Origin of the sequence: Vibrio sp. 10N.222.49.C9 (assembly GCF_041474985.1) — a bacterium.
In the GTDB taxonomy this organism is placed as follows: domain Bacteria; phylum Pseudomonadota; class Gammaproteobacteria; order Enterobacterales; family Vibrionaceae; genus Vibrio; species Vibrio crassostreae_C.
Genome location: NZ_JBFRVD010000009.1, coordinates 42,841 through 56,850, shown reverse-complemented (window position 1 = coordinate 56,850; position 14,010 = coordinate 42,841). Strand labels below are relative to the sequence as shown.

At 44.7% G+C, this 14,010-nt stretch carries 10 protein-coding genes and 1 pseudogene; 8 read left to right on the top strand and 3 right to left on the bottom strand.

The genetic code is table 11. From position 1 onward, the window contains the following. The first annotated feature begins 1 nt into the window (after window position 1). Window positions 2-1,363 (top strand): TRAP transporter large permease, encoded by a 1,362-nt coding sequence (locus tag AB4585_RS03730; protein ID WP_017060625.1) that lies wholly within the window; start codon window positions 2-4, stop codon window positions 1,361-1,363. A gap of 54 nt (window positions 1,364-1,417) precedes the next feature. Here the strand turns inward: AB4585_RS03730 and AB4585_RS03725 are convergent, their stop codons facing one another. From AB4585_RS03725 to AB4585_RS03715, 3 genes are all read right to left on the bottom strand, one after another. After that, the gene (locus AB4585_RS03725) at window positions 1,418-1,591 is read right to left on the bottom strand and encodes a hypothetical protein (RefSeq protein ID WP_170962805.1); all 174 of its coding nucleotides are present in this window, start codon (window positions 1,589-1,591) and stop codon (window positions 1,418-1,420) included. Window positions 1,592-1,669: 78 nt separating this feature from the next. Then, window positions 1,670-3,019, bottom strand: a complete 1,350-nt coding sequence (locus AB4585_RS03720) for a sigma-54 dependent transcriptional regulator (protein WP_102393527.1) — start codon at window positions 3,017-3,019, stop codon at window positions 1,670-1,672. A 29-nt stretch (window positions 3,020-3,048) separates the two neighbouring features. Continuing rightward, the gene (locus AB4585_RS03715; RefSeq protein WP_017060622.1) at window positions 3,049-4,869 is read right to left on the bottom strand and encodes an ATP-binding protein; all 1,821 of its coding nucleotides are present in this window, start codon (window positions 4,867-4,869) and stop codon (window positions 3,049-3,051) included. 163 nt (window positions 4,870-5,032) lie between these two features. Here AB4585_RS03715 and AB4585_RS03710 point away from each other — a divergent pair. The 7 genes and pseudogenes from AB4585_RS03710 to ppiD all read left to right on the top strand — a co-directional run. After that, window positions 5,033-5,215: pseudogene (locus AB4585_RS03710) on the top strand (hypothetical protein); the annotation flags it as partial. 294 nt (window positions 5,216-5,509) lie between these two features. After that, complete coding sequence (gene tig / locus AB4585_RS03705; RefSeq protein ID WP_017060621.1) at window positions 5,510-6,808, top strand: trigger factor; 1,299 nt, start codon at window positions 5,510-5,512, stop codon at window positions 6,806-6,808. A 105-nt stretch (window positions 6,809-6,913) separates the two neighbouring features. Beyond that, complete coding sequence (gene clpP / locus AB4585_RS03700; RefSeq protein ID WP_004736080.1) at window positions 6,914-7,540, top strand: ATP-dependent Clp endopeptidase proteolytic subunit ClpP; 627 nt, start codon at window positions 6,914-6,916, stop codon at window positions 7,538-7,540. 81 nt (window positions 7,541-7,621) lie between these two features. Further along, window positions 7,622-8,902, top strand: coding sequence for an ATP-dependent protease ATP-binding subunit ClpX (gene clpX, locus AB4585_RS03695; protein ID WP_009847283.1), 1,281 nt, complete (start codon window positions 7,622-7,624; stop codon window positions 8,900-8,902). A 132-nt stretch (window positions 8,903-9,034) separates the two neighbouring features. After that, a complete protein-coding gene (gene lon / locus AB4585_RS03690; RefSeq protein ID WP_017060619.1) occupies window positions 9,035-11,386 on the top strand; it encodes an endopeptidase La in 2,352 nt (783 codons plus the stop codon). Between the two features lie 168 nt (window positions 11,387-11,554). Then, a complete protein-coding gene (locus tag AB4585_RS03685) occupies window positions 11,555-11,848 on the top strand; it encodes an HU family DNA-binding protein (protein WP_012604504.1) in 294 nt (97 codons plus the stop codon). Window positions 11,849-12,066: 218 nt separating this feature from the next. Next, window positions 12,067-13,932 (top strand): peptidylprolyl isomerase, encoded by a 1,866-nt coding sequence (gene ppiD / locus AB4585_RS03680; protein WP_372155429.1) that lies wholly within the window; start codon window positions 12,067-12,069, stop codon window positions 13,930-13,932. Window positions 13,933-14,010: the final 78 nt, after the last annotated feature.

Sequence of the window (14,010 nt, the reverse complement as noted above, 5' to 3'; positions counted from 1 at the left end):
CATGGCAATGTTATTTCTATTTTTAATGGTAATTGCTTTCATGTTGGTCGGTGTACCAATTGCAATTTCCCTCGGTTTATCGAGCGTAATATTCTTATTGATGCACTCAGATGCGTCATTAGCTTCAGTCGCACAAACGCTGTTTAATGCATTTGCAGGCCACTACACACTCTTAGCGATTCCTTTCTTTATTTTGGCCTCTAGCTTCATGTCTACTGGTGGCGTGGCGAAACGTATTATCCGTTTTGCTATCGCGATGGTAGGTTGGTTCCGCGGCGGCTTGGCGATGGCGTCGGTTGTGGCATGTATGATGTTCGCAGCCCTTTCTGGTTCATCTCCTGCAACGGTAGTGGCGATCGGTAGTATCGTTATCGCAGGTATGATCAAAAACGGCTACTCAAAAGAGTTCGCGGCAGGGGTTATCTGTAACGCAGGTACGTTGGGGATCTTGATTCCACCGTCCATCGTGATGGTGGTATACGCGGCGGCGACCGATGTATCGGTAGGTCGTATGTTCTTAGGTGGCGTTATTCCTGGTTTGCTGGCGGGTGTGATGTTGATGATTGCTATCTACATCGCAGCACGTATTAAGAAGATTCCGGCACAGCCATTTGTGGGCTGGGGCGAGATGTTCGCAGCTGCGAAAGATGCGAGCTGGGGTTTGCTGCTGATTGTCATCATTTTAGGTGGTATCTACGGTGGCATCTTTACTCCGACAGAAGCGGCGGCAGTGGCTGCGGTGTATGCCTTCTTTATTGCCAACTTTATCTATAAAGATATGGGACCGTTTGCGGACAAGAACAACACCAAACCAGCGCTGGTCAAGGTGTTCCAAACGTTTTTCCATAAAGACACCAAAGACACGCTTTACGATGCAGGCAAGCTGACGATCATGCTGCTGTTTATCATTGCCAATGCTCTGATTCTTAAGCATGTACTGACCGAAGAACGCATTCCTCAAATGATCACTGAGTCTATGCTATCTGCGGGCTTGGGTCCGATCACCTTTTTGATTGTAGTAAACGTTTTACTCTTGATTGGTGGGCAGTTCATGGAGCCATCAGGCTTGCTGATCATCGTTGCTCCTTTGGTATTCCCAATTGCAATTGCGCTCGGTATCGACCCAATTCACCTAGGTATCATGATGGTGGTGAACATGGAGATAGGGATGATAACGCCGCCTGTCGGGCTCAATTTGTTTGTGACCGCAGGTGTCGCGAAGATGTCGATGATGAACGTGGTAAAAGCCGCATTGCCGTGGGTTGGGGTGATGTTCTTATTCCTGATTATCGTCACTTACGTACCTTGGGTATCAACATGGTTACCAACCACCTTGATGGGACCAGAGATCATAACCAAGTAGCTATTTGAGTCATTCACTGACATGGAATTTAATCCATAAAAAATGAGGAGGTCGCTAGACCTCCACATCTATATTTCTGCCACGATTTGAATGAGGCTTTATCTGCTCATACAAAGCGCGTTTTGCCTCTAATTCTGGCGTGTGTAGATCGACATGATTGTCAGCATAAAAAATACCATCTATCTCGAAAGTATCGGTAATCGATGGCACTTTTGTTTTCTCACCCATAACCACTTCCTTATTATATTTATTGCATAACATCCTGTTGTCGAAATAAGTATAGGTGATCTTGCTCCCAAATCTAATTTAGTTTGGTTCTACCTTATAAGATTCTTTCGTTAGCTGGTGCTTTTGCATCTTATCGTAGAGGGTTTTCCTCGGTAATTGCAGCCTCTCCATGGTCTCTTTTATACTGCCATTGCATTCAATAAGTGCCTGCTTCAACGTGTTTTTTTCAAAGTCAGATACCAATTCTGCCAAAGACAGTTCTTGAGTAGTTTCAGTGGCGCTGTCTGATAAGTGAGAAAGCTTACCTAAAAGTACAAAACGCTCTGCAGTATTACGTAATTCTCGAACATTTCCCGGCCAATCATGAGCCAAAAGTGCGTGCAGCTCCTTTTGTGGAAGGGCAGGGGCAGTCTTGCCATAACGCGCCGCAGCGACCAGTAAGAAGTGGTGGAAGAGTGCTGGGATATCTTCTTGTCGGCTTCTTAACGGCGGTAAATCTAAGGTCACAACATTGAGTCGATAATAGAGATCTTGGCGGAAAGAGCCTTCTTCAGCGGCTTTCTTTAGGTCGACTTTGGTTGCTGCTATCACTCGAATATCTAGTGGCACTAAACCGTTTGAACCAACTCGCTCAATAACGCGTTCTTGTAAGACGCGTAATAGGCGAATTTGTGCCTGCATCGGCATGGATTCAACTTCATCTAAGAATAGAGTTCCGCCTTGAGCAAACTCGAATTTACCCACTCGCTTGCTTTCTGCGCCCGTGAATGCCCCTTTTTCATGGCCATACAGTTCACTCTCAATCAGGTTTTCAGGAACAGCACCACAGTTGACCGCGACAAAGTTTTGCTCTCGACGGCTGCTTTGTTCATGCAGAGAACGTGCTACTAACTCTTTACCTGTACCTGTCTCGCCAAACAATAATATATCGGCATTGGTGTCGGCAATATGGGTGATGATGGAGCGCAGCTCAGTCATGGATTGCGTATCACCAATGATTCTAGGGCCGAGCGCTTGGCTGGCTTTGAGTGAACGTTTTAACTCAAGGTTCTCTAGTGTGAGCTGACGTTTTTCTATCGCTCGCTTAGTGGTTTCGATTAGGCGTTCATTAGCGAAAGGTTTTTCAATGAAGTCATAGGCGCCGTATTGGATGGCTTGAACGGCCATTGAAATATCGCCGTGACCAGTAATCATGATCACGGGGATCTCTTTGTCTTTGTGCATCACGGTGTTGAGCAGATCATGCCCGGATAGACCTGGTAGACAGATATCAGTGATGATCACGTGAGGTAAGCCGTTTTCTTGAATCGCGAGCAGAGCAGACTCCGCATCGGGAAAGAATTCGGCATCAATGTCGGCGAGCTCGAAGCTCTGTTCAATCGCCATTCTTAGATCGGATTCATCATCAATGAAATAGACGTGACACATAGTGATTCCTTTACTTCTTTGTATTCTGGTTATTGCTGAGTTTTTGTTTGCTGTTCATGTCCAACAAGGGGCAACTCTATGCTGATTCGAGCACCGCCTTGAGGGCTACTACCGGTAACGAGCTTGCCATTTATTCCGTTGATTATTTGTTGAGAAATCGATAGCCCAAGTCCAAGTCCGTTTTTCTTGGTGGTATGGAAGGGTTCAAAAAAGTTTCCGCTAGAAGGGGAGGTGAAGCCGGGGCCGTTATCATCGACATGAATTAGCAAGGTATTGGCTTGTTGATGGTCGGACTCTCTAATCTCTAACAGAATAGCTAATTGTTTGTCATCTTGTTGTTCCACCGCCTGAATCGCGTTGGTCAGCAGGTTAATGATCACCTGTTCCAGTTGAATGGCGTTGGCGAGCACGCAAGCATCAAAGGTCTCAGGGAGTTCGTTGACCTTAACTCGCTCGCTCTTGAGTTGTGGCTTCATCAGCTCTTTCGATGAATGTAAAACTGGGAGTATTTGTAAGGTGTGTAGCTCTTCCGCAGTAGATTTTTTGGCGAACGAGCGAAGCTGGTGGCTGATTTTCGCCATACGATCAGTGAGTGCCGAGATTCGCGATAGATTGTCATCGACACGATCGGTTTTTTCTTTGGCAAGAAACAATCGGCCGTTGTCGGCATAACTGCGAATCGCGGCAAGCGGGTTATTCAGTTCGTGACTGATGCTCGCTGACATCTGCCCTAGCACTGCTAGTTTGGCGGCTTGGATGAGCTCGTCTTGGGTTTGCCTCAGAACATGCTCGGTTTCGATACGGTGTTTGATCTCAACATGTAACTCCGATGTACGTTCAAGCACTTGAAATTCGAGTTTTTGCTTGGCTTCGGATTGCAGCCTGTCTATCTGTGCTCGTCTTTGTTGTCTATGGTGGTTGAGCTGCATTGTTAGATAAATAATCGCAAAGATTAGGCTCAAAACCACAAGGTAAGCAACCAAGTCCCACCAAACTAAGTGGGTTGGAGAAAATACCCGTATGGTGAGTCTTGGTTCGGCTAGGAAACGCGAAGAACTAAAGAACTGCTCTTGGACGAGTTTGTGTGGCGACTCAATACGACTGGTGGCACTGTCTAAATCGCCGGAGAAGTGCAGGCTTTCTATTTTTGTATCGAGATACTGCCTGCTTTCTTGAATTCGAGTGTGTTGTACTTCGCTTAGCGGCTGAAGGCTTTTGAACAGCCACTCAGGGTTACTCGACATAAATACAATTTGATCTTTATCGTCAGCAACAAAAAAACTCTGTTTGCCTTTCCAACTTGCTTCAATCAGCGATAAATCCATCTTTACGACAATGACGCCAATAATCTCGGCGGCATAGGAGACGGGGTAAGAATAATAATAGCCTCGCTTTCCAGAGGTTGAACCTAGCGCAAAATATTGATTTTCATTGCCAATAATCGCTTCTTGAAAGTAGGGGCGGAAAGCAAAGTTACGACGAATAAAAGAACGCGGTTGATTCCAGTTACTGGCTGCAATGGTGGTGCCGATACTGTCTAGTAGGTAGGTGTCGGATGCTTGAATCACCGAGTTTACGTGCTCTAGATAACGATTAGTGAGTTCGATTTGCGCAGAGTTACTTGGAGAGTGCAGGGCATCGACCAGCTCTTTGTCTTTTGAAAGCAGCTCGGGAATGTGCGCGAACTTATCCAATTGGCTTGAAATATGAACAGAAAAGCGGTCCAGCTTAGATTGATGATCATTTAACAAACTTTCATGGCTCGTGCTCCACACCCAATGACCGCCAAACACCATCAGTAAACTGTATGTGACCATTAACAGTATTGGGATTTTAAAAGCTTGAAACATGAAGGCTCTCCGCTGATTTCTTTGGTAAACAATCAAGCCTGTCTTCTCTCGTTTATGGTAGCAAATAGCGGTAGTTTTTGCTGAAAGCAGAGAGTGAACAGATGGATGTAGGTTAAGGGTTTGTAACGGGGATTGTTGAAAAAGTTATCGACTCTGAGGGGTAAAACAAGAGCAAGATCTCTTTTTAAGGTTTTTAGCAAAAAAAGCCCTCGATTCCCTTGAAAAAGTCGCTATTGTCCCCATTTCTGTTGTGCTAAGTGATGATTTGATCGTTTTTGTATCACTTAGTTGGACGAATTTAGAGCATTCATCATCATGCAGAGGTGAACGGCTCGACAGAGATTAAACAGATCGCTAGAATGTCGCGTCTAAAATTTCTGTCCTGAGGCTAATCGGAGATACCTTTCTTGTTTCTGAAAACAAGCTTTATTGCGTTTTAATCGATGTGTGAAGAACGAAGATATCGCTGATTAGTCTGGTGTTTGGTTGAATAATCAATTCAGACATCAATGCTCGATTTTAAATTAGGTGTTCGGATAGAGCACTACACAAGGATGCAGCCAACAACGTCTGCTTTTGAATTAAAGCTAAGTTACGGCTCATATGCTCAGATTACTGAGCCAGTTTTGAGGTTTATATAATGCAAGTTACTGTTGAAACGCTAGAAGGCCTAGAGCGCCGTCTTAATATTACTGTTCCTGCTGCTAACATCGAAGATGCAGTTACAGCTGAACTACGCAACATCGCGAAAAACCGTCGTTTCGATGGTTTCCGTAAAGGCAAAGTGCCAATGAAGATGGTTGCTAAAATGTACGGCAAAGCAGTACGTCAAGACGTGATGGGCGAAGTAATGCAACGTCACTTCATCGAAGCGATCGTTAAAGAGAAAATCAACCCAGCTGGCGCACCTACTTTCGCACCAGTTGAAAACAACGAAGGCGCTGACCTAGTATTCAACGCAACTTTTGAAGTTTACCCAGAAGTTGAGCTGAAAGGTCTAGAAAACATCACTGTTGAGAAACCAGCAGTAGAAGTTAAAGAAGCTGACGTTGAAGAGATGATCGAAACTCTACGTAAGCAACAAGCAACTTGGACTGAAGTTGAAGCTGCTGCTGACGCTGGTTCTCGTGCAACTATCGACTTCGTTGGTTCTATCGACGGTGAAGAGTTCGAAGGCGGTAAAGCTGAGAACTTCCCACTAGAGATGGGCGCTGGTCGCATGATCCCTGGTTTTGAAGACGGTATCGTTGGTAAAACAGCAGGTATGGAATTCGAAATCGACGTAAACTTCCCAGAAGATTACCACGCTGAAAACCTAAAAGGTAAAGCAGCTAAGTTTGCAATCAAAGTAAACAAAGTTGAAGCTCGTGAACTTCCAGAACTAAACGAAGAATTCGTTGCTAAGTTCGGCGCAACTGACGGCGTTGAAGGTCTTAAAGCTGAAGTTCGTAAGAACATGGAGCGTGAGCTTAAGCAAGCTGTTAAGAACCGCATCAAAGAGCAAGCTATCGACGGTCTAGTTAACGAAAACAACATCGACGTACCTTCTGCTCTAATCGATCAAGAGATCGGTGTTCTACGTCAACAAGCTGCTCAACGTTTCGGTGGCAACACTGAAGCTGCTGACCAACTTCCACGTGAGCTGTTCGAAGAGCAAGCTAAACGTCGCGTAGTTGTAGGTCTTCTACTTGGTGAAGTAATCAAGACTGAAGAGCTAAAAGCTGACGACGAGAAAGTTAAAGCTATCATCGAAGAGATGGCTACAGCATACGAAGATCCAACAGAAGTTATTGCTTACTACGAGCAAAACGAGCAAATGATGAACAACATGCGCAACGTTGCTCTAGAAGAGCAAGCTATTGATGCAATCATCGCTAAAGCTCAAGTTTCTGATAAAGAAGTTAGCTTCAACGAGCTAATGAATCAGCAACCTGCTTAATATAGTAATATCTGACGTAGAAGGTTGACGTACGGTCAACAATTCTGCTAACAATGGTCCGTATGATTTAATCATTCGGGCCATTTATTTTAGGGACATAAGAATATGAGCTACCAAGAAAAAAATACAATGCCATCGATTATGGACGCACTAGTTCCTATGGTGGTTGAACAGACTTCCCGTGGTGAACGTTCTTACGATATTTATTCTCGTCTATTAAAAGAACGTATCATTTTCTTAACAGGTCAAGTGGAAGACCACATGGCAAATCTTGTCGTGGCTCAACTGCTTTTCTTGGAATCAGAAAACCCAGACAAAGATATCTATCTTTACATCAACTCACCTGGCGGTAGCGTAACAGCAGGCATGTCTATCTACGACACAATGCAGTTCATCAAGCCAAACGTGAGCACAGTATGTATGGGTCAAGCTTGCTCTATGGGTGCATTCTTACTAGCGGGTGGTACTCCTGGTAAGCGTCACGTGCTTCCAAACTCACGTGTAATGATTCACCAGCCACTTGGCGGTTTCCAAGGCCAAGCGTCTGATATTCAAATTCACGCGCAAGAGATCCTAACGATCAAACAAAAGCTAAACAAACTATTGGCAGAGCACACAGGTCAGCCTCTAGAAGTTGTTGAGCGCGATACAGATCGTGATAACTTCATGTCTGCTGATCAAGCAGTAGAATACGGCTTGGTGGATTCAGTTCTTAATCACCGCGGTCAATAATTGCAGGGCAATTGTTTAACGCAAAGTGATTCAAATTGATATACACTCAAGCATAGAGAGTTAAGGCTAAGAGGTTAGCGAATGACAGATAAAAGCAAAGAGGGTGGTAGCGGTAAACTGCTTTACTGCTCTTTCTGTGGCAAAAGCCAACACGAAGTTCGCAAGTTAATCGCAGGTCCTTCTGTTTACATTTGTGATGAATGTGTCGATCTTTGTAACGACATTATTCGTGAAGAAATTAAAGATGTTCTTCCTAAGAAAGAATCGGAATCGCTGCCAACGCCGCGTGAGATTCGTGAGCATCTTGACGACTATGTAATCGGTCAAGAATACGCGAAGAAAGTGCTAGCAGTTGCAGTTTATAACCACTACAAGCGTTTACGTAATGGTGATACGACAGCTGAAGGCGTAGAGCTAGGTAAGAGTAACATTCTTCTTATCGGTCCTACTGGTAGTGGTAAAACACTACTGGCTGAAACATTGGCTCGTTTCCTAGACGTTCCTTTCACAATGGCAGACGCAACAACACTAACCGAAGCGGGTTACGTGGGCGAAGATGTTGAAAACATCATCCAGAAGTTGCTTCAGAAATGTGATTACGACGTAGCGAAAGCGGAACGCGGCATTGTTTACATCGATGAAATCGACAAGATTTCTCGTAAAGCTGAAAACCCATCAATCACGCGTGACGTGTCTGGTGAAGGTGTACAGCAAGCTCTACTAAAACTTGTTGAAGGTACAGTTGCTTCAGTTCCACCTCAAGGTGGTCGTAAGCATCCACAGCAAGAGTTCTTGCAAGTGGACACGTCTAAGATCCTATTTATCTGTGGTGGTGCGTTTGCAGGCCTAGATAAAGTGATTGAGCAACGTGTAGAAACAGGTTCAGGTATCGGCTTCGGCGCAGAAGTGCGTTCGAAAGACGAAACTAAAACTATCGGTGAATTGTTCACTCAAGTAGAACCTGAAGATCTAGTGAAGTATGGTCTAATTCCTGAATTCATTGGTCGTCTACCTGTTACAACAACACTGACAGAGCTTGATGAAGAAGCGCTAATCCAAATCCTTTGTGAGCCAAAGAATGCACTGACAAAACAATACGCTGCATTATTTGAGCTTGAGGATACAGAGCTAGAATTCCGTGAAGACGCTTTACGTGCCATTGCTAAGAAAGCAATGAACCGTAAAACGGGTGCTCGTGGTCTACGCTCTATCTTGGAGGGTGTTCTACTAGAAACTATGTACGAACTGCCATCTTCAACTGATGTAAGCAAGGTTGTGATTGATGAGTCGGTAATTAATGGTGAGTCAGAACCACTATTAATTTACAGCAACTCAGATAACCAAGCAGCTGTTGCAGAGTAGGTCTTTTTTAGACAAGTCACTCAAATTGAAAAAGGAGGTAAGCAATTACCTCCTTTTTTTTATTCTTCCATTGAATCCAGTCGTTTAAGCCCCATATACTGCTTTATAAGTTAAAGCGGAAGAGAGAAATATATGAACTTGGAACGTTCCGAGCGTATCGAAATCCCCGTGCTACCTCTACGTGATGTAGTGGTTTACCCACACATGGTTATTCCATTGTTTGTTGGTCGTGAAAAATCGATTACTTGCCTTGAATCGGCAATGGAAGCTAACAAACAAGTACTACTTGTAGCGCAGAAAGAAGCGGACACTGATGAGCCTTCAATTGACGACCTATTTAAAGTAGGTACTGTCGCTACCATTCTTCAGTTACTAAAGCTCCCTGATGGTACTGTTAAAGTGCTTGTCGAAGGTCAGCAGCGTGCAAAAATTCACCAATTCAAAGAAAGTGAGTTTTTCTTAGCGGACGCAGAATACGTTGTAACCTCAGAACTTGACGAAAAAGAACAAGAAGTGGTTGTTCGCAGCGCGATCAATCAATTCGAAGGCTTTATTAAGCTGAACAAAAAGATTCCACCAGAAGTTCTAACATCTCTGAACGGTATTGATGAGGCAGCTCGCCTTGCTGATACGATTGCTGCACACATGCCACTTAAACTGGTAGACAAGCAGCACGTTCTAGAAATCTTAGATGTGACTGAACGTCTGGAATTCTTGATGGGCCAAATGGAGTCAGAAATTGACATCTTGCAAGTTGAAAAACGCATTCGTGGCCGCGTTAAGAAGCAAATGGAAAAATCTCAGCGTGAGTACTACCTGAATGAGCAAATGAAAGCGATTCAGAAAGAACTTGGCGAGATGGACGACGCTCCTGATGAATTCGAGACTCTGAAGAAGAAGATCGAAGACTCCAAGATGCCTCAAGAAGCTCGTGAAAAAACCGAGCAAGAACTGCAAAAACTGAAAATGATGTCGCCAATGTCTGCTGAAGCAACAGTAGTACGTAGCTACATTGATTGGATGGTGGGCGTTCCTTGGGCTAAGCGTTCAAAAGTGAAAAAGAATCTAGCGAAAGCGGAAGAGATCTTAAACGAAGACCACTACGGCTTAGAGCGTGTTAAAGAACGTATTCTTGAATACTTGGCAGTACAAAACCGTATCAACAAGCTAAAAGGCCCAATCCTTTGTCTTGTTGGTCCTCCTGGTGTAGGTAAAACCTCGCTAGGTCGTTCGATTGCTGCGGCAACGGGTCGTAAGTACACGCGTATGGCACTTGGTGGCGTTCGTGATGAAGCTGAGATTCGTGGTCACCGTCGTACGTACATCGGTTCACTTCCGGGTAAACTGATCCAGAAGATGTCTAAAGTTGGTGTTAAGAACCCACTGTTCCTATTAGATGAGATCGATAAGATGTCTTCTGATATGCGTGGCGACCCATCTTCAGCACTTCTAGAAGTTCTAGATCCAGAACAAAACAACGCATTTAACGATCACTACCTAGAAGTAGATTACGATCTGTCAGATGTTATGTTCGTGGCAACATCGAACTCGATGGACATTCCTGGGCCTCTACTGGACCGTATGGAAGTGATTCGTCTATCTGGTTACACAGAAGATGAGAAGCTGAACATTGCTAAGAGCCATTTACTGGACAAGCAAGTTCAACGCAACGGTCTTAAGCCTCATGAAATTGAGATTGAAGACTCTGCAATCATCGGCATCATTCGTTACTACACGCGTGAAGCGGGTGTACGTAGCCTAGAGCGTGAAATCTCAAAGATCTGTCGTAAAGCAGTGAAGAACATCTTGCTAGACAGCGATCTTAAGTCTGTAACGGTTAACATTGATAACCTGAAAGAGTACTTAGGTGTTCAACGCCACGACTTCGGTAAAGCGGATGAAAGCAACCGTATCGGTCAAGTAACAGGCCTAGCGTGGACTCAAGTGGGTGGTGATCTACTGACTATCGAGACCGAAGCAATGCCGGGCAAAGGTAAGCTAACGCAAACTGGCTCACTTGGCGACGTGATGAAAGAGTCGATTCAAGCGGCAATGACAGTGGTTCGTTCTCGTGCTGAAAAACTGGGTATCAACTCAGATTTCTACGAAAAACGTGACATTCACGTTCACGTACCAGAAGGTGCTACACCGAAAGATGGCCCGAGTGCGGGTATCGCAATGTGTACTGCACTTGTCTCTAGCTTGACGGGTAACCCGGTTAAAGCAGAGGTCGGTATGACAGGTGAAATTACCCTTCGTGGTGAAGTTTTACCTATCGGTGGCTTGAAAGAAAAACTGCTTGCTGCACACCGTGGCGGCATCAAAACTGTACTGATCCCTAAAGACAATGAGCGTGATTTGGAAGAGATTCCAGACAACGTAATCGCTGACTTGAAGGTGATCCCGGTTCAGTGGATTGATGAAGTACTCAAAGTCGCGCTAGAACGAGATCCGTCAGGGGTCGAGTTTGACGTGAAAAAATAGTGATGCATAGCAAAAATAAGTAAAGAATTACGCTGATAGGCCCGAAAAGGCTTGTCAGCGTTTTTTTTGGACGCTAAGTTATTGATCAAAGCGGCAGCCCTTTTGCAATAAGGCTTGCGGCTAAATTAAAACCAAAATGGAACGTACAGTCATCAGAAGTAGTCACAGATGACACATAGGGGAAAAACAGTGAATAAAACACAACTAGTAGAATCAATCGCAGAAAACGCAGACATCTCTAAAGCTTCAGCTGGCCGCGCTCTAGACGCATTCATCGAAGCAGTTGGCACAACGCTACAATCTGGTGACCAAGTTGCACTTGTTGGCTTTGGTACTTTCAGTGTTCGTACTCGTGCTGCTCGTACAGGTCGTAACCCAAAAACTGGTGAAGAGATCCAAATCGCAGAAGCTAAAGTACCTGGCTTCAAAGCGGGTAAAGCACTTAAAGACGCATGTAACTAATTTTCACTGCTGAAACCTCCATTTAAGAGGGGAAGGCAGTAAAATGCGTTTACTGTTTGAAAAATGATGTTTCATTCTTAAACAGTATGTGTACAAAGCACATTGAACTTATTTAAATTATGCGCATCCTACTGATGCGCATTTCTTTTTCTGATAATATCGCGTGAATAGATTTTTATTTTGAAGCCAATGCTTCATATCCGGAGAGCACTTAAATTATGATGGATCGATTACGCGAAGGCGTGAATAGCATCGCGGTAAAAATTATCCTTGGGTTGATTATCCTGTCATTCGTATTCGCAGGTGTAGGCAGCTACATCACCGGTGGCGGTAACAACGCAGCAGCTAAAGTTGGCAACACAGAAATTGCTCGTGGTGAGTTCGAACAGGCTTACCAAAACGAACGTAATCGTATGCAGTCTCAACTTGGCGATTACTTCGCGCAAATGCTTGCAGACCCTGCTTACGTAGAGTCTTTCCGTAAATCAGTACTTGATCGCATGATCAATGACGTACTGCTTGAGCAGCAAGCTGAGTCTCTAGGCCTACGAATCAGTGATTCTCAAATCCGCACCATGATTCTAGAAATGCCTCAGTTCCAAACGGCGGGTCAATTCGACCAAGAAGTTTACCAATCGGCACTACGTCGTGCAGGTTTCAGCGCAGAGAGCTTCGCTGAATACATGCGTCGTGACCTTATGCGCAACCAGCTTGTGACTGCACTTCAAGGCAGTGAATTCGTTCTTCAGGGCGAAATCGATACTCAGAGCAAGCTTATCGCACAAACTCGTGACATTCGCACAGTGACACTGTCTGTTGCTGACCTTGCAAAAGACATCGAGTTAACTGACGAGCAAATCGAACAGTACTACCAAGAGAACCCAGCAGCTTACACTCGTCCAGAGCAAGCTAAGGTATCTTACATTGAGCTTTCTGCTGAAGCGCTTAAGTCTCAGCTTGAAGTAAGCGATGAAGAAGCACAGAAATACTACCAAGAGCACCTAGACAAGTACTCAACGGAAGAGCAACGTAAAGTTAGCCACATCCTAGTTCAAGGCGATGACGAAGCGAAAGCTCAGGCAATCCTAGACGAGCTAAATGCAGGCGCTGATTTTGCTACGCTAGCGGAAGAGAAATCTGACGACTTCGGTAGTGCAGACGTTGGCGGTGATCTAGGTTGGATTGAGCGCGATGTTATGGACCCTGCATTCGAAGACGCGGCTTTCGCTCTTGAGAATATTGGCGATACTACTGGCCTAGTTAAATCTGATTTCGGCTACCACATCATCAAGCTAGACGAACTAAAAGCGTCTCAAGCTCAGCCTTACATTGAAGTAGCGGCAGAGATTAAGACAGAGCTTCTAGACCAACACGCAGTTGATCAGTTCTACGAGCAACAAACTGAGCTAGAAAAAGTAGCGTTTGAATTCCCAGATTCTCTAGATGATTCTGCAGAAGCTATCAACGCGAAGATCACAACGACAGATTTCATCTCTCAAGTTGACGCTCCAGAAGTTCTGATGACGCCTGCAGTTATGCAAGCTATCTTGAGCCCTGAAGTGAAAGAAGACGGTCTAAACTCGGAAGTTATCGAAGTTGCACCTGAGCACGTAATTGTTGTTCGTGTAGAAGAGACTCGTGATGAGACAGTTCTTCCTCTAGCTGAAGTGAAAGATCAAGTTGTCGCTGCACTGTCTGCTGTACAAGCAGAGCAGCAAGCGGTTGAGCTAGGTGTTTCTCTAGTGAACGAACTTGAGCAAGGCAATGAAGCAGTACTAGCGGACAACAACCTTGAGTTCACTGAACTTGAAACGATTGACCGTAACTCGCCATTAGCGGCATCTGTATTCGCTCTAGCGAAACCAGAAGCAGGTCAAGCTGTGTTCGGTCAATCTAAAGACCAAGACGGTAATATCGTTGTTGTTGAGCTTTCTAAAGTAACGGCTGAGATCAACCCAGCCTACAGCACTCAAATTGGTGCACAGTTGGAGCGAGTTGGTAACCAGCAAGACCTGACTAACGTATTAAACGTACTTCGTAAAAACGCAGACGTTGAATACTACGTAGTGGGTCAAGGTCAGTAAGCGTTTGATTACCTCAGTAGCAAGCTCAAGTTAGAGCTTACTACTGAAATCAACACGTGATTGTTAGGCTTTAATTCA